15 protein-coding genes are annotated in these 20,619 nt (G+C 42.0%); 7 read left to right on the plus strand and 8 right to left on the minus strand.

The genetic code is table 11. The annotated features are described in order from the left end of the window. Window positions 1-32: 32 nt before the first annotated feature. The 5 genes from HNQ84_RS08660 to HNQ84_RS08680 form a co-directional block, all read right to left on the minus strand. Window positions 33-2,129: a methyl-accepting chemotaxis protein gene (locus tag HNQ84_RS08660; protein WP_435621845.1), complete on the minus strand. Its 2,097-nt coding sequence runs from the start codon at window positions 2,127-2,129 to the stop codon at window positions 33-35. Window positions 2,130-2,234: 105 nt separating this feature from the next. Continuing rightward, window positions 2,235-3,317 (minus strand): polysaccharide pyruvyl transferase CsaB, encoded by a 1,083-nt coding sequence (gene csaB, locus HNQ84_RS08665; protein ID WP_435621846.1) that lies wholly within the window; start codon window positions 3,315-3,317, stop codon window positions 2,235-2,237. Next, a complete protein-coding gene (locus tag HNQ84_RS08670) occupies window positions 3,314-5,179 on the minus strand; it encodes a DUF5693 family protein (RefSeq protein WP_435621881.1) in 1,866 nt (621 codons plus the stop codon). The genes csaB and HNQ84_RS08670 overlap by 4 nt, the downstream gene beginning before the upstream one ends. After that, window positions 5,176-6,708 carry a putative polysaccharide biosynthesis protein gene (locus HNQ84_RS08675; RefSeq protein WP_435621847.1) on the minus strand — a complete coding sequence of 511 codons (1,533 nt, stop codon included), beginning with the start codon at window positions 6,706-6,708 and terminating at the stop codon, window positions 5,176-5,178. The genes HNQ84_RS08670 and HNQ84_RS08675 overlap by 4 nt, the downstream gene beginning before the upstream one ends. Continuing rightward, a complete protein-coding gene (locus HNQ84_RS08680; RefSeq protein WP_075039190.1) occupies window positions 6,705-7,439 on the minus strand; it encodes a WecB/TagA/CpsF family glycosyltransferase in 735 nt (244 codons plus the stop codon). The genes HNQ84_RS08675 and HNQ84_RS08680 overlap by 4 nt, the downstream gene beginning before the upstream one ends. A gap of 139 nt (window positions 7,440-7,578) precedes the next feature. Between HNQ84_RS08680 and HNQ84_RS08685 the strand changes: the two genes are divergently transcribed. Further along, window positions 7,579-8,136, plus strand: coding sequence for a hypothetical protein (locus tag HNQ84_RS08685; RefSeq protein WP_055441701.1), 558 nt, complete (start codon window positions 7,579-7,581; stop codon window positions 8,134-8,136). Between the two features lie 23 nt (window positions 8,137-8,159). Here the strand turns inward: HNQ84_RS08685 and HNQ84_RS08690 are convergent, their stop codons facing one another. Further along, window positions 8,160-10,418 carry an S-layer homology domain-containing protein gene (locus HNQ84_RS08690; protein WP_435621848.1) on the minus strand — a complete coding sequence of 753 codons (2,259 nt, stop codon included), beginning with the start codon at window positions 10,416-10,418 and terminating at the stop codon, window positions 8,160-8,162. A gap of 208 nt (window positions 10,419-10,626) precedes the next feature. On the opposite strand from HNQ84_RS08690, the gene HNQ84_RS08695 reads away from it, so the two are divergent. Then, a complete protein-coding gene (locus tag HNQ84_RS08695) occupies window positions 10,627-11,361 on the plus strand; it encodes a hypothetical protein (protein WP_435621849.1) in 735 nt (244 codons plus the stop codon). A 19-nt stretch (window positions 11,362-11,380) separates the two neighbouring features. Here the strand turns inward: HNQ84_RS08695 and HNQ84_RS08700 are convergent, their stop codons facing one another. Continuing rightward, window positions 11,381-12,490, minus strand: a complete 1,110-nt coding sequence (locus tag HNQ84_RS08700; RefSeq protein ID WP_435621850.1) for a YecA family protein — start codon at window positions 12,488-12,490, stop codon at window positions 11,381-11,383. A gap of 126 nt (window positions 12,491-12,616) precedes the next feature. Between HNQ84_RS08700 and HNQ84_RS08705 the strand changes: the two genes are divergently transcribed. From HNQ84_RS08705 to HNQ84_RS08715, 3 genes are all read left to right on the plus strand, one after another. Next, window positions 12,617-13,474: a CvfB family protein gene (locus HNQ84_RS08705; protein ID WP_435621851.1), complete on the plus strand. Its 858-nt coding sequence runs from the start codon at window positions 12,617-12,619 to the stop codon at window positions 13,472-13,474. Continuing rightward, window positions 13,471-14,463, plus strand: coding sequence for a Gfo/Idh/MocA family protein (locus tag HNQ84_RS08710; protein WP_435621852.1), 993 nt, complete (start codon window positions 13,471-13,473; stop codon window positions 14,461-14,463). The genes HNQ84_RS08705 and HNQ84_RS08710 overlap by 4 nt, the downstream gene beginning before the upstream one ends. Window positions 14,464-14,562: 99 nt before the next feature. Next, complete coding sequence (locus tag HNQ84_RS08715; RefSeq protein WP_435621853.1) at window positions 14,563-15,612, plus strand: Fic family protein; 1,050 nt, start codon at window positions 14,563-14,565, stop codon at window positions 15,610-15,612. An 8-nt stretch (window positions 15,613-15,620) separates the two neighbouring features. Here the strand turns inward: HNQ84_RS08715 and HNQ84_RS08720 are convergent, their stop codons facing one another. After that, a complete protein-coding gene (locus HNQ84_RS08720; RefSeq protein ID WP_435621854.1) occupies window positions 15,621-16,040 on the minus strand; it encodes a VanZ family protein in 420 nt (139 codons plus the stop codon). A gap of 139 nt (window positions 16,041-16,179) precedes the next feature. Between HNQ84_RS08720 and HNQ84_RS08725 the strand changes: the two genes are divergently transcribed. Both HNQ84_RS08725 and HNQ84_RS08730 read left to right on the plus strand, forming a co-directional pair. After that, window positions 16,180-17,820: an SWIM zinc finger family protein gene (locus HNQ84_RS08725; RefSeq protein ID WP_435621855.1), complete on the plus strand. Its 1,641-nt coding sequence runs from the start codon at window positions 16,180-16,182 to the stop codon at window positions 17,818-17,820. Beyond that, on the plus strand, window positions 17,820-20,516 hold the full coding sequence (locus HNQ84_RS08730; protein WP_435621882.1) for a DEAD/DEAH box helicase: 2,697 nt from the start codon (window positions 17,820-17,822) through the stop codon (window positions 20,514-20,516). Before HNQ84_RS08725 ends, HNQ84_RS08730 begins: the two co-directional genes overlap by 1 nt. Window positions 20,517-20,619: the final 103 nt, after the last annotated feature.

Below are 20,619 nucleotides of genomic sequence, written 5' to 3' on the forward strand. Positions count from 1 at the left end.
TTAACAACAAAAAATCTCGGATCACTCCGAGATTAAACGGTAAATTGCTTCCCTTTTTCCGCTAAATGTTGCGCTTTGTCGCTTAACGTTTGCACATTTGCAGCAATTTCTTGAACGGAAGAAAGCAACTGTTCGTGCGCTGCTGCGGCCGTTTGTGTTTGTCTTTCCGCTTCTTGCGCGATCGTTTCTGTCTCTTTCATCGTCAAGGCAAGCTCGTCAAATGCGCTCGTCATGACTGCAATTTTTTGAGCGACATCGTCCATTTGAACCATCACTTCGTTTGTCGTTTGCTGAATGCGGTCGAACGTCTGATCTGCTTCACGTGCTAACGTCATACTTTTTTCCGATTCATGACGCACTTGTTGCATCGCTTCAACGGATTGCGACGTATCTGTTTGTACTTCTTGCAATAGTTCACGTATTTGTTTTGCTGATAAAGACGATTGTTCCGCTAGCTTCCGCACTTCATCTGCCACGACCGCAAATCCACGTCCGTGTTCGCCTGCGCGCGCTGCCTCAATCGCCGCATTTAACGCAAGTAAATTCGTTTGATCGGCAATGTTTGTAATCATTGTCGCCATTTGAGCAATATGGGCGGAACGTTGATGCAACGCTTGAATCCATTCACTCGATTGCGTAATGAAATCGTTCATCGTTTTTATTTGTTCGATCATTTTATCCATCGCTGCCGTTCCTTTTTCCGCTTCGCTCGTCATTGCCCGCGCCGCTTCTGCCGCCTGCTGTGAGCGAGATAAAATGTAGTTCGTATCATCGACAAGCGTATGAACAGCTTCGACGTTTTGTTGCGTCCACATGCGTTGCTTGCTCGAACCCGCCGCCACTTCTTCCATTGTCGCTCCCACTTGTTCCATCGCGTGCGCTGCTTCTTCTGTAATGGCGGTTAATTCGTGCGCGGATGCAGATACGTCGTGCGTCAATTGTTGGTTCGCGCCGATCATGGAACGGAATGAAGCAATAAGCGATTGAAATGACTGAGCAATGCGAGCAAATTCATCGCTTGATGTGACGGACAATTGCACCGTCAAATCACCGCTTGCTGCTTGCATGCTCGCTTGTTCAATCGTTGCAATTTGTTCCCGTACCGCCATGTAAAACGCAATAAATAAGTAAATAACGACCGTCACCGCAAGTGCACCTGCACCAATTGTCACCCATTTTTCAAACATGACTGCTTCATATTCATGTCGTAAATGGTTGTGAAACGCATCTAACGAAAAACGGGAAAGCTCATGTAATTTTTCGAACGCATCGTTCGTTTTCTCATATAACTCAACCGACGTTAACGAAATTTGATTCGCTTGTAAAAATTCACGTTGAAACAAGCTTACCATGCTTAATAAATCTGTCGAAATGACATCATTATATTGTTGCACTTTTTTACGCAACGGTTCATCATCGACAAAAAGCGGTGCTGTTGAGCGGCTGACGGTTTGCATCGCTGTTTCTAACACGTTTGTCCAATACGTCATTTTCGACCGCTCGATTTCATACAATTCGCTCTTTAACGTCAGCTCTGCCGCAAACGATTGCGCTCCCCCGATCGTTTCAGTAAGTAACGGAACTTGTTCAACCACAAGACGAGCTAAATAATGATTGTTCATATCGTTATCAAGCGAGACGTTTGAGCGGTCAGCAATGTGAAGCAACATTTTTTGCAAGTCGTAAACGAGCGCATTATGACGTTTTGTCGCTTCTGACACAGTGAATGTTTTCCAATTTTCTTGTATGTCGTTCATTTGTTGCAAAAGTTGCTTCCATTGTTCCTCTTCAATAAATGAAGCTTGTTGTTGTTTATGAACGGTTTGCATCATGGTCATGGATTTTTTGATCATTTTTTGCGCTTCAGCAACGTTCGCTTCATTCCCATGACCAAGAAGGACGGTCGTTGTATATTCCCGATGTTTTTGTATACCGTACATCGCATCCATCATCGGAGCGATGTAGGCGATGCCTTGTTGTTCTTTTTCAATAAACGTTTCTTTATGTATTAACAGTCGAAGGTATAACACGCTGACTGCAAACAACGTAAACATAAAAATCGTTGCTAACAACACGAATTTTTTACTAAAAGGCAACCGATTGAGCAGCTTTTTTCCGAACGTAAACATCGCGCATCCACGCTCCTTACGAAAACAATATGTACATATTGTTTTCTATTTTATCAGACGATTCATGAAAATTATATAAAAAAAATAAAAATTAGGCCATTAGACCTAATTTTTATTTCGAAACAATGCAAGCGCTTCTTTGGCAGTTTGTTGGGCGGTTTGTTGGAGCGGTGCAACAGCACGAATCATGATTTCTTTTTGTTGTTCATGTTGAGCCATACATTGCTGGATATATGAAAATAGCGCGTCTCCATCCCAACGATCATCTTCGACATGCGCAAATACGGGCTGATTGGCTTGATTGGCAAATGCATCAATTTTCGGATCGTATGATAACGCAATAAACGGTGTATGGCCGACCGCTGCGAAAATTAACGCATGCAAGCGCATGCCGACAAGCAATCGGGAACTCGCAATCATCGCCATTTTTTCTTGTATGCTTGCATCATAAGGTGCAACGACGGCATGCTCTTTCATCATGGCTAATACGCGACGAGACGTTTCATCATCGTGATGCCCATGCATCGGAATAAATACGACATCAAAGCCTGCTTGAACCGAGCGATCAAGTGCAACGGCTATTTTTCTTTCAAAATCACGACCGCGCGCCCACTCGCGCACCGAAACAGCAATGACAGGACGTGTAAACGATTGTTCTTTCCACCATGTTGTTGGGGATGTCGGTGGCTTCAGTCCCATGACTGGATCAGGCACAACCGTAATCGGCTTTTTTACACCTAGCGTTTTTAATAACTCGGCAGATGGCTCATCGCGCACCGTTAGGCGATCAACTTGATTGAGCGTCCATTTCATGAGCCATTGATTTTGTTTTTTAGACACAGGACCCATGCCTTGCGCGTAAACCATGACTGGTTTGCCGAGCCATTTGGCCATTTGCATAATGCCTGTATAGTACGGAATGCTGCGCCATCCCGTTTGGTCTTGAAGCAAACTTCCCCCACCGCTAATTAAACCATCGCTTTCACGAAGGGCTTGAATGACGTCACTGATTCGCCAACGATTGACCGCATGAACCCCATACGTTTGTTTTGTAAATGTCGGATCGTTTGAGAGCACAGTAACTTGCACGTTCGGATCATGTGCCCGAAGCGCTTGAATCATGGCATATAAAATCGCTTCATCGCCAACGTTATGAAAGCCGTAATATCCAGAAATGACAATGTTCATCGTATCACCTTTTTCCATACCCACTCATATACATAAATAAGCACGATACCGATCAATAACCCAAGCCCAAGACTATACATCGTGCGAATGAATGAGATAAAAAGTGGGATGTGCAAATGTGTAAATGTATTCATGATTGATAACCACCCGATTGTTCCAACGACAAGAAGGACAGCGCCTAATTTTTTTTGCTTATTTATCACAAATAAAGCAAGCATGTACGCTGGAAAACCGAGTAAAAACTCTTTCGTACGTGGACGTACATATAACCATTCTTCTAATTTTTGTCTCGCTGCTAGTTCAAGCGCACTCGCTGTTCCTGTATTGCCAGAACGTAACACGTAATACGCTAACAAAGCAAAAATAAAGAAACTAACAACGACATGTCCGATCGTAATCGGATGTTTCCATAGCCGCTTTATAAACGGAAGAAGCGACTCTTGAATGATCGAAGGTAAAACGAGCATAACCATCGCTACAAGCGGAACGACATAAACGAGTTTCACTCCTCGAAACCCTTCACCGACATAAGCTATATACTCATTGCCATACAACATCGCAACAATCCAACTGATTCCAACGAATGAAATAGCGATGGCGCGACCGTATGCCATAAACGTTCCGCGCCAGCCTTCCCGAACGGAAGAAGGTTTGGCGGCATAAATCGGCGTGACAATCGCTACAAGTAAAGCTAGTGCTTTCAATGCCAAATCGATGGATAACACCGTGCCAGCGATTCCAAGAACGAATGCGCCTCCTGCAGCAACAAATGCCAATAGCGGTGAAACGAGCGAGCGAATAGCAAGAAAAATAAAAGCGGTCGCTCCAACAATAAAGCCAATGGTTGCAATAGATGAGCGTTCAATTGGCGCAAACGGTTCACTTTTTCCAAGCGTATAATGACTTGGCATATGTTGAACGATTTGTTTCATCACAGCGACTGTTTTTTCAATATTTTGTACTGTCTCTGCGGATGTATACGGACGAATAAATAACGCGCGAATGTTTCGTTCTTTGATCGCACGAATAGCGACATCCACCGCTTCGTCTTGTTTTCGTTGTTCTAAATTCAAACTATGTAAACGAACGACATTTACATTCATCGCTTTTGCTAATGTCGTCAATCCTTTTGCTTCATAAAACTCGGTGGACAACAAAGCATATCCTACTTCTTTCCATCTTTTCCCCCATTTTTCGACATCCGCTGGATACCCAGCCACTTCTTCTCCCGTCGGCAGCAGTTTAAATGTATGTTCATTTTTGAGCGTTTCAATTTGTTGGAGTACACGCACACTCGCCTCGTTCATATCACGCGCATCTGGAATACGGAGCACAACCATCAAGCCTTGTTCAATGAGACGGGCCATTTTCATTTCATCGTATCCGAGTGGAACGCGTTCAATTTTTTTCGCATTTCCTTCAATTATATAATACGTTTTTCCATTTACTTGTACGGCTTTGACATCGTCACCAAACGTTGCTTGTAGCGATGAAACGATCGGTATATCATCAAGTGGATAAACGACAAGCCCGCGCGATGGAATATGATCGACTGTTTCATTCAATAGGACGAGTGCATGTTTAAATTCATCCATCTTTAACAACAGGACATGACCTGATTTTTCAAGTGAATCGAGCGTTTCTGCTTCCACGCTAACTGTTGTCAAACCTGCTTCTTTCAGTTGCTTCCATACATCTGTTTCATTTTCTTCTTGCAACCATACTTCGATTTCATCGTATGGCATGATCATTTCATACGTTCGATTGTTCCACTCTGCTTCATGCCGTTTACTCAGTGCAGGGGCGATTAGCATAAGCGACACGGCGATGATAATCAGCAACCATTTTTTCACACGTTTCATCCTTTCTTCTTTTGATTCAACCATTGGCGAAGCTCTTGAACCGTTACCCCACCGAGCGCGAGTACAATTCCAAAATAAAACAAACCGCCACCGATCGTTGCGATAGCTGCATAAACAAGAGAAGCCACTCTTCCCCACGTCGGAGAAATGAAAAATAAGCTCGCGCCCATCAGTAAAGAGGAGAAAAAGTACACGACAATTTTTCGATTCCAAAAGACGAGCGACATACGACGGCGAATGGCAACATGATTCATCCATGTAATGAACGCGTATGTCACAAGCGTCGAAATACCAGCCCCAATCAAACCGTACCATGAAATAAACAAGACGTTTGTCCCCCATTTTACGAAACAGCCGATTAAAATGATGACCGCAGCGCGTTTCGAATCGCCAATGCCTTGTAAAATGCCGGTTCCAAGCAACGCAAGGGACGTAAATGCCGAGCTTGCCAACACGACTGCCATCGTCGCACTTCCTTCATTATTTGTAAATAAAGCGATGTTTAACGGGACGGTCAACCCAGCTAAGCCGGCTGCAATAGGCCACGATAAAAAATGTGATAGGTCAAACGATTTTTGAACTGTTTGCTGCGCTAAACTCGCTTCCCCTTTTGCCATTTGTTTACTTAACAAAGGAATAAGCGGAAGAACAAGGGACGATGAAAACACCGTCGCTATTTGTACAAGTGCTGTTCCACGACTATATAGTCCGAATAAATAGCTCGTTTCACCTGCTTCTGTCCCATGCCAATGAAGAGCAAGTGGTACGGAAAGCGAATCGACTAAATTTAAAAATGGCATCGCAAGCGCACCAAACGCAATCGGAATTGACAAAGATAAAATCGCTTTGCTTGTCTGCACCCATTGCACACGCGAAAGCCTTACGCGTTTCGGACGGTAAGGAGAACGCGCATACAACGCACGTAAGTATATGAGACTAGCAAGTGCCCCAAGCGGCGAGCCGATCATAATCCCTCCGGCGATGACATCATCGGCATATGCAGCTTGTACCATATAAAAAGCGACAAGTAAAATAAAAGCGACGCGAACAAATTGCTCGAGCACTTGTGATGCGGCAGTCGGCTTCATATCTTCAAGCCCTTGAAAAAAACCGCGATATACCGCCATATATGGCGAGATGAGCAACGTTGTCGCTACGACGATAATCGCAAATTGCGCTTCCGTACCGCCAAGTGCTTTCGCAATCCACGACGAACCACCTGCAAGAAGTGAAAAACTGAGCACTCCGAAACTAAACGCCAATATGCTTGCTGTTTGCACGAAGCGCGCCACTTCATCTTCTTTTTGTTGCGCACGCGCTTCAGAAATCAATTTCGAAACGGCAATCGGAATGCCTGCAACAGATAAAATTAACGCGACCATATAAAGCGGATAAACGAGACTAAAAATGCCGAGCACTTTATCTCCTGCAATATTTTGTAGCGGAATGCGAAAAATGCTGCCGAGCACTTTCGAAATGATCGTGCCAATCGTTAAAATCATCGTTCCTTTTACGAATGACTGGTTCATTTTCCGACAACCTTTTGCTTTAAAATGGTCCACGCAAAGCGTGGCAATGCTAACATTCGTTTTGCTCGCGTCGGTTGCTTTACTAAGCGATACAACCATTCGAGATTTAGGCGAATCCATAGTTCTGGTGCTCGCTTAACCACTCCAGCAAGCACATCAAAGCTTCCGCCAACCCCCATCCAGACGCCGCGTCCGACTGTATGCATATGTTCAGCGATCCATTGTTCTTGTTTTCCCATACCGAGCGCAACAAATACAAAATCCGGCGCGGCTTGCTTCACTTCTTCTACAATCGTCTTGTCGTTCCAGTCAAAGTAACCGTTACGTACTCCGACTAAACGAACATTTGGATAACGATGGCGAATATGTTGTGCTGCCGCTTGTACGACTTCTTCTTTCGCGCCAATCATATATACGCGATATTGATGCTCATCAGCAAGTTGTAAACAACGACATAACACGTCGTAACCAGCGACACGCTCTGGCAGCGGTGTTCCGAGCCATTCAGCCGCCTTCACAACCCCGATGCCGTCGGCAACGACATAATCGGCTTGTTGGATCGTTTCCATATATGTAGGTTCTTCATTTGCTTTCATGACAATTTCAGGATTAGCCGTCACGATAAAGCACGGCTTTTGTTGTTTGACGTGCGCGTGAATGACGGAAACCACTTCATCCATCGTCGCACGTACAAACGGAACTCCAAGTATGTGAACCGTTTGAAACGACATACAAAACGCTCCTTTAATTCGATTGTTCGACAACACCATTAATCATATCACAATGAATATGACATTGACTATTTCTTCTTCGTCATAACATTGGTAAACTAATGGTATCATATACGCAAAAGAAAGGATTGTATTCGCGATGGAATGGACAAACGATACGGTCAATCGAGCTGTCATGGCGCTCGTTCAACAATTAACAAAAGATTGGACGAAAACAAAAGTACATTCAGAAATATTGGAAATTTTTATGAACATGCGTTTAGAAACAAAAACGGAGGAAGAGTATGTTTCGTTACTACTAACGAACGTTGCTTTTGCGACAGAGTCAAGCTTTGCATTAAACAAAATTTTTGAACTCATTTTACTTCATAAACAATTTCCACCTGCTGAAGCCGTGCAAGCATGGTTAACAGATGCGCATGAAAAAATTCAAGAACAATTGCCAACGTTGCGTGAAGTGTATCGCAAACATTTCGGTGACGAGGAAAATATAAAACGAAAGCTTGAACTAAGCTATTGCCCGGTATTGTTAAGCAATCGAATTAAAACAGATTTCATTTTCGCCTTCATTCACGAACAAAACCAACCGATGATGAAAGACTTTTTTGACGCCGATCCAAAAGCGGTGCTAGAAGCGCTTCATCATATTAGCGGCTTTTTCTCTAGCATGATTTTAGAAGGGATTGAACTCATATAAAAAGGGAGCCAGCAGCTCCCTTTTTATTGTAATTTATTCATTAATTTGGCAGATGTTAAAAATTCAGCCAACGCCTTTGCAATTTCTGCACGCGTCATGTAGCCACCTGGCACAAAACGATGATTCTCCCGTCCTGTGAAAATACCAGCTTGGTACATTTTTTCAACGCCATCTTTCGCCCATGCTTGAATTTGGGCAGCATCTTTAAAGTCTGTCACTTTTTTCGCTGTATTTAACTGTGTTTGATCATAATTCAAGAATGAAAGCTCTAGTGCTCTCTTGAACATGACTGCCGCTTCTGCACGAGTAACTGGTGCGTTTGGTGCAAATAGACCGTTTCCTTTCCCTTGAACAATACCGTACTTCACTGCAGCAGCAAGCTCACCGTTTTCGTTAAACCATTCTGTTCCTTTCACATCTTTGAACCGTTTATCATACGTTTCACTTGGTAAGCCGAGAGCACGAACAAGTAAAACAGCAAATTGCGCACGTGTCATATTTTCTTTCGGTGCAAAGGTTTGTTCCGTTTTCCCTTTAATAATGTATTTCGATGCAAGTGCCTCAATATACGCTTCCGCCCATGTTTTTCCGCCATCTACATCCGCGAATGTTTTATTATTTTCAACAACGACATACGTGGAGTTTGTTAATGATTTTACCGTTGCTTGATCGCCGTTAAATACGGTTGGTACAGATACAAGCTTGCCGTTTGCATCAACCCGTACCGCGACCGAACGATGTGGAATAAACACTTTCGAACCTTTTAATTCACGTTCCACATATTGTGTAAACCGTGTAATCGTTTCGGTTTTTCCGTTCGCTGTAGCAACGATGTGAAACTCCACCGCATCCGATACCGCAGATATTCCTTGAGGTGGATTTACTTTTGTGATTTCAATTGCAATTTTAACATTGTCTATGCTTGAACCTAATTTTTGTGCAACTTGCGCAAGTTTCGCTTGAATTTCTGCCACTGGCAACTTATATGATGCCCGATCCGTTTGAACATTCACTACCGCCTTTGCCTCTTTCGCAAATACATCCGCAAATAACTTTGCCGGAATTACTGCTTTCGCAACTTCATTCGCTACAAGCGTACCAACACCTAACGCGATTTCTTTATTTTGCGCTGAAACAAGATTGACAATATCCGCAATTTTCCCTACTTTTACTTCTGTTACTTTTTCTTTTTGACCTTTGGCATTTGTTTGTTCTTTTGTCGTTACCGCATCTTGGCCAACGATCACTTTACCATTTTCTGCTCCTGTAGTTGGTAGAGGGGTTACAACAGAACCACCACCTGTATTACCGCCACCTGTGCTGCCACCACCGCCTGTGCTACCAGCTGTAACTGAAACTGTCCTTTTGGCGATTGTTATCCCGTCAATTTTAGCAAAAACATCAATCGTCCCTGTTTGACGAACAGTCAAGACATTACCACTAAATGTTGCAATCGTTGGGTTGGATGTTTCCCATTGAATAGATGTTGTTAAGCTAACTGTTGTGGTACTTCCTTGAACAATTGGAACACGCAGTTCATATTCATTTCCTATATTAGCAATTGTCGCGCCCTTCTCTGTAAATGCACTTTGAAGCATCGTGGAACGCGCTTGTTTATTTGTATCAATAACTTGATCATTCAAATTCGATTGCAATTGGAATAACTTTCCAACAGACAAACCAACAGAATTGAGCTTACCTTGTAAAGTAGAAAAACTCCCTGTGTTTAATGTGTTCTGCACAGCAGTTTGAATGATTGACGAATACGATACATTTGATCTCGCTGCATTTTGTATAATAGCAGTTTCTAAATTAGACTCCATAGCTAATACGAAATCAATGAGTTGATCTGCTGTGACGTTGTTTGTTTCATCAAATAACGTATTAAACTTATCTGCATAATTTGTACGGAAGTTTTTTACCGCCTGCGCAAGATCAGTTGCGTTTTCGTGCTTTGTATAGATGAGATTGGCTACACCTTTAATAAGTTCAACAAGTGCATTTTGTTTATCGGGGTCACTTAATGATAGCCCACTAACAGCATCTGAAATATGAGAGTATTGAATAGTATTAATCTTATTCCATGCATTTTGCAAAGTCGTCGCATCAGCATTTTTGTAAAAAATATAAAATCGATTAGCTAGCTGATCAATTTTTTGATCAACTGTTTGTGCTGCTTCAACATGTGTAGCTTTTCCACCAATTGCAACGGCTGGTGTGAAAGCAACCGCTGTGGCAATCATCGCACGTAACGCCTTTTGACTCCATGGATACTTTTTCATTCCATCACCTCATTTGAATATATGTAAATATAAAAAATTTACACTCATGTAATCTCTCTTTTATTTCCATAAGTTTATAATACTTCAATTCTATGACGATATCAAGATGCATTTCCATTTTTCACTTCATCTCATTTTCCTATGTTCATTCTCCTATGGAATCGTGTATGATAAAACATAGGGAACCAATAGAAAGGAGATCATTCGAGTGAAGAAGTGGCTTATCATTTCGCTTAGCATCGTTGTTTTGCTTCTTGGAGGTGCAGGGAGCTATTATTATTTTCTTACAAATAAAAAAGTAGACTTGAAAAAAGAAGATGAAAAAGTAGCTGAAATTGTGGAAGAAGAGTACGAGATTCTATTGCCTGATGACAATGGATCTACTCAATCAGAGAAAGCCCAACAAACACCTTCAACAAAACAAAACGATACAAATCAAACAAGTAGCAATCAGACACACCATAACAAAACAAACGAACCGTCGTCTTCACCAAATGAAAAAGCAACAAATCATCAAAGTGAATCAAATAAACAAAATAATACAAATGAACAAAATGGAACAAACACATCAAACAAGCCGGTCGAACAGATCACCGTTGCAAGCATTAAAGAAAAATATCGTCCGTCGTTTGAGCATCTGCAACAGCAAGCTAATGCAAAAATTGATGCTCTCGTCGATCATGCCATTGCAGAATATCGTGAAAGAAAAGAGAGTGGACAATCTGTATCGTTTAATTATTTCTTCGCCAAGTACAACACTGCAGCGCAAGAGCTTGAAGCGAAAACAGATGCAGCATTTAACATCATTTATAGCGCCCTAGAAAACGAACTGAAAAAAAACGGCTTTAGTCCAAGTCATGCAAAAGAATTTCGCGAAACATATGAACAACAAAAATCTGCACAAAGAAATACGTTGCTAAAAAAAGCATTGAGTAAACTGTAAAGGGAGCCAGCAGCTCCCTTTACTCCTCTTCATCACAGTCTTCGCATACTTCAAATATCGTATCCGTATCGTCCCAATCGTCGTCATCATCCCAGTCGTCAAACAGTTCGCTTAATTGCTCATCAATTCGCCCAGCAATGTCTTCAAATATATCGTAAAACATATCGATTCGTTTCGATAGTGCACTGACTGATATGCCGTATTGCTCAGCGAGTTGTTTTTGTGGAATCCATTCATGTAAAATCGCATCAGCCATAATGTAATGAAGTGCCGCCGCATACACTTCAGGTTTTCGAATCGTCGGATTGTTGAGCCGACAATATTCCACCCAAATGAGACGAGCGGTATCTAAAATAGACAAATCTTTTTGTGGAAAGTTTTGTTCGAATAATGTAAACACTTGTTCTTGTGTTGGCGATAAACTTTCGACGTCAAACATCGTTAAACGTAATGATTTTTGAAACGTTTCTGGATACGCCTCAATCCATTGTTCATACTGTTCGTCGCATGCTTTCCAAACATCTTGTATGTATACGTACAACGGATGAGTTAAAACGACAGGGAGAGGGAAAAATGTCCCGAAGCAAGCGATATATTGACCATGTGGTACAAAAATTCCTGCCAACGCTTGTCCTTCTTCCAAATCGAACTCGTCCGGCATATCGAGTAGTTTCATATGTTTCGTTTCCCCAGTTAATAAATCTGTTACAACGACATACGAATCCCGTAATTCATCAATGCAAACGAACGTTGGGAACGCTTGACGCCACGACTGAATGATGCTATAGACGGTTGGACGAACAGCCTGTTTACGAATTGTGCGCAAATAATAATCGAAAATGGTCATTCCGTTTGTATCTTTTTTAAAAAACATGGCCCACATGCTAATGAAAAAGCGGAAAACAGATATTTCATCGTCATCCGTTTGTTCAACAATCATATGTTCTTGAACCGTTCGATATAAAAACGACTCATGTTCAAATGCTGCGTAACGAATGAAATCATGCATATGTTGGACGACATCTTGATCGACAAGTTCATGAATGGACACGACATTATTGCCGCAACATTGTTTATACTTTTTCCCACTTCCGCAAGGACATAACGCATTTCGTGCTACTTTGCTCATCCTTTTCACCTCCATGCTTTTTCTTCCATTGTAACACGCCAAAATGAAAGAAGATACATCCTTTGTTTCTTTCATTTTTATCGTGTACAATGAAAAATAAACTACCGATAAAAAAGGAAGAGATACATGATTGGACAAATCGTTACATGGCAAGTGAAAGAACAAAAACCGTTCGGTTACATCGTCACAAATGGAAAAGAAAGCGCCTTGCTTCATGAAAGTCAATGCGAAAGTGAGTTACAAATCGGTGAAGAAGTAAGCGTATTTTTATATCACGATCATGAAGGGCGCATGCGAGCAACGATGAAACGACCACTGATTACGACATCGTCATACGGTTGGGTCGAAGTGGTTGATGTCGTTTCACAATTAGGTGTTTTCGTTCATATTGGCATTGAAAAAGATGTGCTATTATCTCTCGATGACTTACCGCCGCTTCCAACACTTTGGCCAGAAAAAGGCGATCAATTGTACTGTTCGCTTCAAGTAGATAAACGCGGGCGACTGCTTGCGAAACTTGCGGATGAGGAAACGATCAAACAAATAAGCGTTCCTGCCCCCGCTTCTGCGTTTAACACAAACGTACGCGGTCGCATTTATCGTTTAATTAAAGCAGGATCTTTTCTCATTACAGACGTTGGCTATGTCGGATTTATTCACGAATCGCAACGAAGACGTGAGCCACGCCTTGGCGAACTTGTCGAAGGGCGCGTCATCGCTGTGAAAGAAGACGGAACGATCAACGTATCACTACTTCCGCGAAAGCAAGAAAGTTTACAAACAGATGCAGAAACCATTTTCCGTTATCTTGAAAGCCGTGGTGGCGCGATGCCGTATAGCGACAAAAGCGATCCCGAGGACATTCAAGCTCGGTTTCATATGAGCAAAGCCGCATTTAAACGAGCGCTTGGACGATTAATGAAAGAAAAGAAAGTGTACCAACAAGACGGTTGGACATATATCAAAGGGAGAGAAAACGAATGATTCGCTTTGCGACAATCGGAACGAATTGGATTACGGAGGCGTTTATTCGCGCCGCAAAACAAGTGTCTTCGTTTCATTTACAAGCTGTATATTCTCGTCAAGAAGAAACCGCAAACGCCTTTGCGGAGAAAACAGGCGCAACCGAAACGTTTACAAACTTACATGAGCTTGCAGCGAGCGAACATATCGATGCCGTATATATCGCAAGTCCAAACTGTTTTCATGCCGAACAAGCGATCATGCTCATGAATCACGGTAAACACGTCATATGTGAAAAACCGCTCGCTTCTAATGTCAAAGAAGTGGAAGCAATGATTGAGGCGGCACAAAAAAATGGTGTCGTGTTGATGGAGGCGATGAAAACAACATGTTTACCAAATTTTCAAGCGATTCAACGTCATCTCGCAAAAATCGGACGCGTTCGTCGCTACGTCGCAAGCTATTGCCAATATTCTTCACGCTACGATGCGTTTAAACAAGGAACAATCGCAAACGCCTTTAACCTTGCCTTTTCAAGTGGTGCATTGATGGACCTTGGCGTATATTGCTTATATCCGCTCGTCGTCCTATTTGGTGAGCCAAAAGCCATTCAAGCGCATAGCGTCCGTTTATCGTCAGGAGTTGACGGCGAAGGAAGCATCATGCTCGATTATGGCGATATGGATGCCGTTGTCATGTATTCAAAAATCACCAACTCGTATGCCCCTTCGGAAATTCAAGGAGAAGAAGGAACGATTGTCATTGATGCGATTCATACTCCAACGCGCGTACATATTCATTACCGTGACGGACGTATGGAAGATATTACTGTTCCGCAACCATATGAGCCAATGTATTACGAAGCGCTCGAGTTTATAACGCTCATTGAACGTGGAGAGAAACAATCAACGATCAATTCACACGCTCGTTCACTTGCAACAATGAAAATTATGGACGAAGCACGAAAACAAACGGGAATTGTATTTCCTGCCGATGAACATTTCGCCTAAAGCGGAATGTTCTCTTTTTTTATTTCATGAATATATTTTTATAAAAAATAATTGGGTGTGCTATAATTTAATATAATCATTTGCACATGAGGTGATATGATGCGCATCTATAATTACGAGTTGCTGAAACATCTCTCTTATTCGATGGAAACTCTTCAATTACTTTCGAAAATTGATGAATACAAAGGGAAGCAAGATTTGTATAAGAAACAATCCCCCCAAATACTCGAAACACTTAAAAATGTAGCCATCATTCAATCAACAAAATCATCAAACGCGATTGAAGGAATTATCATTACAAATAAACGGCTGAAAAGCATTATGGCAGAACAGACGTTACCGATGGATCGATCAGAAGGGGAGATTGCTGGGTATCGGAACGTGTTAAAACTGATCCACGCCTCATCTGATGCCATTCCGATATCCCCTTCTATTATCAAACAACTACACCGTGATTTATACGAGTATGTCCCTTCACAAGGAGGAGAATGGAAAAGTCAAGATAACTATATTAGCGAAACGTTGCCGAGTGGGGAAAAGTTTATTCGTTTCATTCCCGTACCTGCTTTTCAAACAGATGAGCACATGCGTCTTCTCTGTATGACTTTTCAAGATACAGTTCAAAAAGGTGACGTACATCCATTGATTGCAATTGCAATCTTCATTTTAGATTTCCTTTGCATTCATCCATTCCACGACGGCAATGGACGGATGTCACGTTTATTAACGCTTCTTTTATTATACAAATTTGGATACGAAGTCGGCCGTTATATTAGTATAGAAACGCTTATCGAAGAAAGTAAAGAAACATATTACGACGTTCTCAAACGCTCATCGATCCACTGGCATGAAGGGAAAAACGACATTTTCCCCTGGTTACATTACTTTTTATCAGTTATTGTTGCCGCCTATAAAAAACTTGAAGAACGCGTCGGCTATATAGAAACAAGTCGTGGAAATAAGCGAAAGCGCATTAAAGATTTTATTGAAGGGAGCATGGGATACTTTACAAAAGAAGATATTCGCCATGCCTGTCCTGACATTAGTGAAGCAACGATCAATCGCGTATTAAACGAATTAAAAGAAGCAAAAAAAATCATCCCAATTGGTAAAGGAAGAAGCGCAAAGTGGAAAAAAACTAACGAATAAGCGAGTGTTTATGCTCGCTTATTCGTCTTCCAAACCATCCATAACACAATGGTCGCCCCGATCATATCGATGATGACATCAGAAAACAATGCTGTTCGATTCGGTTGAAACGATTGATGCCATTCATCAAACATCGCACAACCAAGCGTCAATAACCAAGCGAAGCGGTAGGAAGCTGTCGCTTTCCATGCAAAAAACGCAAACGTTCCAAATACCGTCATATGCGCACTTTTTCGAACAATAAAATTCCATGAAAATAATCCGTCGCTCACCGGACGGTTCGTATGAATGCCAACATATTCAAGCCAATAGCGAATCCATTGTGCCGTTTGTTCCCCGGTAAATAGCGGAGACTCGGTGAAATAGTAAATAAGTGCACACCATGCAACGACAAGCCCCCACCATATAACACGATTTGTTTTCATCATTTAAATCCTTTCTATATATGGAAATCTACACACCATTTTACTACTTTCGTCCCTTTTATACGAGTGATTTGTTCTATTTGTAAACAAAAGGGTAGCATGCTAAAATGAGAACAAATGAACGAAAAGGAGTAATTTACATATGTTGCAGACGATGCTATCGTCCGAAGTGATGACAAAAGCGGCTGAACGCTTGATGAAGCTGCTACCGTACAAAAAACATAGCGACATCATTAAACGAGCATGGCAATTGTACCGTACTGGGCATGTGTATAACGTGACAATTGAGGACAATGTGCTAAAAGGGAAAGTAACAGATAAGGGACATACATATGAGCCATCTTTTCGGTTAAAGCAGGCGGCAGGATCATCATGCACTTGCACAGCCGTCGGTCTATGTCCGCACAATGTTGCGTTATTTTTATATGCGTACAATCAAATTGATGCAGTCGGGAATTTGATTAGAACATGGAAAGAGCCAGTGAAAAAACAAAATGAAAAACAAAAAGACATACAAGTGAAACAACAAACCGTTCATCAACAGAAGCCAAACGAGAAAGATAGGAGCAACACGTCAAACAACGAAAATATCATTGACACATGGTGGCAATCGTTTGAAGAAAAATATCGTCGCATCCCGCTATACAATGTAACAGAAGAAGAACATATGCGTAGGCTTATTCAATCATTCTTCCCAACTTTCGAGCGACCGAAGTCAAAAGCGCCGTTTTTAGATCATTTATATTATGTCCATGCCGCTTTATTTACATTTATTAAACTTGTTCATATTCCGCAACAACCATGGGGCTACTCCGCAATGATGCAAGAGCGGCATGTGGAACAATTTTCTTCAACCGTACAACAAGCGCTCACAAATTTAGCAAAAAAGCCGCGTACAACAATGCATGAACAACTTTTATACGCTACCATTCCATACGTAAGAAACGTATTATCAGGCAAATTAACGTACTTTAGCCACATATTAGATGTATATGAAATGATGTGGACAACCGTATTGACCGACAAAACATATCGCCAAGAGGAATGTACATGGGCGATTGAACAGTTAAATAAGAAACAAACCGTAGAAGAAAAAATACCGTTTATCGGCGCAGCTTCTTATGTATCGTTTTTGCTTGAAAACGATCATCGTGCGTATCAGCTCATTGAACCGTTTCCATACTTAGCAACGGAACATATCGTCCGTTTTATGCATATGTCATTTGCCAAAAAACAAATTCAACGTGGAGCTGATTGGTTTCATCGGCTCGAACAAAATGTGGAAACATACTTATATTCGCTTCATATCACCGACCGTGAGTGGTTTGTTCAACATGTATTATCTGCCTATGTCCAATATCGTATCGCTACAAAAAACGAACAAACTGAACGGTACGAACAGCTTCTTCAAAGGCTGCTTCCGTACAGTTTTTATACGTACATCGATTACTTATTTGATGAACAAAAATGGAAAGAGCTCATTGAATTATATATGCTCGAAAAAGCAAACGTCGATATGATTCATCCGTTCCATTTAAAAGCAGTCGAACAAGCAGATCGTTCGCTCGTTCTTCCTTTGTATCACCAAACAATTATGCACTACATCGAACAAAAAAATCGCAGCGCATACGAACAAGCAATGAAACATTTACGAAAACTGCGCGCCCATTACCGCGCATTAAAACAAATGCCTCACTGGGAAGCATATATTGCAAAACTAGCTGAACAAACGAAACGATTACGTGCCTTTCAAGATTTATTACGGAAAGGGAAATTCATATGATGCAACTCGAACTAAAAAGCCGTTGGCTCGATGAACAAAAACAGTTTTTTATTTATAGTGATGATGCGGACCCAGATGAGTGGAAAGAGCTCGTCTTTTGTTGGCATGAAGAAACGTTTTACGGGACATTTGCGACAGTCGATACGATCGGAAACCATATTGGCGTTCTTCTTTCGCCTTGGGAGGCGCTTACGTTTTTTGCTTATCCATCGACAAACGCATTCATCGACACGATATGGGACGAACAAAGTAAACAATTTCAAGCATGGGCAAAACAAATCATAGCGGACATTGAACAAAAACAATTCATGCCTGATTTTGACGCATGGAAGCAAGGACGGTTCGGATGGAAAGGAACGACAGAAGATAAGCATCCGTTTATTTCCGTCTGGCGTTCTGAGGCGATCAACGACTGGATTCAATCAGACGTAGAACTTAAACAAACGTGGCAGCAAATCGCTGAAACGTATCCCATTGTTGCAAGCGACGTTACTTCAGTTATGGACGAGCACGATTGGTTAACGGAAATCGGTTGGGATAAAAACCGTCCACCGTTTATCGTCGCCATTCGCTTAAATGAACCAGAGGAGGATGGTGGAGCATGGTCGCTTGAAACGGTTCTCATCGACACAACAACAAACGACATCACCGTTTATCCGCATATGCCAAAAGCTTGGGAGGCATACGTTAGCCATATCGAACGAGCACAACAACGATGGCAAACGATCGTCCCATGGCTGAGCGAAAACGGCGCGTTGCGCACACAATTAAACGAGGACGACGCATGGCGCTTTTTAGTGGAAGCGACAATAGAACTAACTGAAGCGGGTGTGCGCGTTATTGTTCCAGAATGGTGGGAAGTTGTGAAACAAACACGCCTTCGGGTGAAAGCACGTGTGAAATCATCCGCAACATCTGTATTTGGACTAGATGCGCTCGTCGATTTCGATTGGCGCATCGCTACAAACGGAGTCGAACTAACAGAACAGCAATTTGCGGAGCTTGTTGAACAAAAACGTCGTCTTGTCCGCATTCGCGATCAATGGGTGCAACTCGATCCAGCTGTGATTCAACACGTACAAAAACTAATGAAACAAGCCAAACAAGAAGGTTTATCGATTCGCGACGTACTCATGCAAACACTTACCGAGAAAACAAACGAACCACATGAAGACGACGAACAAATTGACATTGAACTAAACCGTTCATTTACGTCGCTTGTGAAAAAAATGAAAAACATCGACCGTATCCAAACGGTCACTGTTCCAACAACGTTTCAAGGCACGTTGCGCCCATATCAGCAACGAGGCGTCGATTGGCTCATCTTTTTACGCCAACTCGGCTTTGGCGGCTGTCTAGCAGACGATATGGGGCTTGGAAAAACGGTACAAATGCTTGCGTATTTCGCATATGTGAAAGAAAATGAGAAACGAAACGGACCTGCCCTGCTCATTTGTCCAACGAGCGTCATCGGCAACTGGCAAAAAGAATGTCAACAGTTCGTTCCGTCGCTACGTGTTTACGTTCATCACGGACAAGCGCGAGCAAAAGGAGAAGCGTTTTTTGCCGCTGTAAACGAAGCCGATGTCGTCATTACATCATACAGCTTAGCGCATTTAGATTTCGACGACCTTTCAAACATCGCTTGGGATGTCATTTGTTTAGATGAAGCGCAAAACATTAAAAATGCCCAAACGAAACAAGCGCGCGCCATTCGTAAACTAAAAGGACGTCATAAAATCGCGCTCACCGGCACACCAATTGAAAACCGACTAAATGAACTTTGGAGCATTTTTCACTTTTTAAACCCAGGCTATTTAGGTTCGCAAACAGAGTTTCAACGCCGTTTTGGAACGCCAATTGAGAAAAACGGAGACGCACAAGCAACCGAAAAACTACAAAAATTGATTCGCCCATTTTTACTGCGCCGAACGAAAACAGATGAACGCATTGCGCTGGATTTACCGGATAAACTCGAACAAAAAGAATATTGCCCGCTTACCGTCGAGCAAGCATCATTATATGAACAAATTGTACAACAGTCACTTGAAAAGCTTGAACAAGTGGACGGATTTGCGCGTCGTGGCATCATTTTACAAATGTTAAATAGTTTAAAACAACTATGCAACCATCCTGCCCTTTATTTAAAAGAAAAACAGCCAAAACAAATGGTTGAACGATCGCATAAAGTCGAAAAGTTGCTTGAACTTGTCGAACAAATTCGTGAAAATGGAGAAAGCTGTTTAATTTTTACACAATACATCCAAATGGGTGAAATGATGCAACATCTTCTTTCTACACATTTGAAAGAAAACGTCGTCTTTTTAAACGGAAGCACACCGAAACAAACGCGTGATGACATGATTGAACAATTTCAAAATGGTCAGTTTCATATATTCATTTTATCGCTCAAAGCAGGGGGAACAGGGCTCAATTTAACAGCCGCCAACCATGTCATTCATTTCGACCGTTGGTGGAACCCGGCCGTTGAAAACCAAGCGACAGACCGAGCGTATCGTATCGGGCAAACAAAATTCGTCCACGTGCATAAACTCATTACAACTGGCACAATTGAAGAAAAAATTGATGATATGCTTGAGAAAAAACAAGCGCTCAATGAGCAGCTCATTCAAAGCGAAACGTGGATTACCGAACTGTCGAACGAACAATTGCGCGAACTATTTACCCTTTCATGAGGTGACACATGGCGAAGAAAAAAGGAACGAAACAACAAACATTATGGGAAAAACTACTTGAGCAAATGATGAAAAAGCTAGAACAACGAAAAATAAACAGCCG

The organism is Anoxybacillus eryuanensis (genome assembly GCF_051200995.1).
Lineage (GTDB): Bacteria > Bacillota > Bacilli > Bacillales > Anoxybacillaceae > Anoxybacillus > Anoxybacillus tengchongensis.

Bases quoted from the DNA above. Each gene is read 5' to 3' on its own strand.
- HNQ84_RS08660 (WP_435621845.1), bottom strand. From the start codon at position 2,129: ATGTTTACGTTCGGAAAAAAGCTGCTCAATCGGTTGCCTTTTAGTAAA.
- csaB (WP_435621846.1), bottom strand. From the start codon at position 3,317: ATGAACATTGTCATTTCTGGATATTACGGCTTTCATAACGTTGGCGAT.
- HNQ84_RS08670 (WP_435621881.1), bottom strand. From the start codon at position 5,179: ATGAAACGTGTGAAAAAATGGTTGCTGATTATCATCGCCGTGTCGCTT.
- HNQ84_RS08675 (WP_435621847.1), bottom strand. From the start codon at position 6,708: ATGAACCAGTCATTCGTAAAAGGAACGATGATTTTAACGATTGGCACG.
- HNQ84_RS08680 (WP_075039190.1), bottom strand. From the start codon at position 7,439: ATGTCGTTTCAAACGGTTCACATACTTGGAGTTCCGTTTGTACGTGCG.
- HNQ84_RS08685 (WP_055441701.1), top strand. From the start codon at position 7,579: ATGGAATGGACAAACGATACGGTCAATCGAGCTGTCATGGCGCTCGTT.
- HNQ84_RS08690 (WP_435621848.1), bottom strand. From the start codon at position 10,418: ATGAAAAAGTATCCATGGAGTCAAAAGGCGTTACGTGCGATGATTGCC.
- HNQ84_RS08700 (WP_435621850.1), bottom strand. From the start codon at position 12,490: ATGAGCAAAGTAGCACGAAATGCGTTATGTCCTTGCGGAAGTGGGAAA.
- HNQ84_RS08705 (WP_435621851.1), top strand. From the start codon at position 12,617: ATGATTGGACAAATCGTTACATGGCAAGTGAAAGAACAAAAACCGTTC.
- HNQ84_RS08710 (WP_435621852.1), top strand. From the start codon at position 13,471: ATGATTCGCTTTGCGACAATCGGAACGAATTGGATTACGGAGGCGTTT.
- HNQ84_RS08715 (WP_435621853.1), top strand. From the start codon at position 14,563: ATGCGCATCTATAATTACGAGTTGCTGAAACATCTCTCTTATTCGATG.
- HNQ84_RS08720 (WP_435621854.1), bottom strand. From the start codon at position 16,040: ATGATGAAAACAAATCGTGTTATATGGTGGGGGCTTGTCGTTGCATGG.
- HNQ84_RS08725 (WP_435621855.1), top strand. From the start codon at position 16,180: ATGTTGCAGACGATGCTATCGTCCGAAGTGATGACAAAAGCGGCTGAA.
- HNQ84_RS08730 (WP_435621882.1), top strand. From the start codon at position 17,820: ATGCAACTCGAACTAAAAAGCCGTTGGCTCGATGAACAAAAACAGTTT.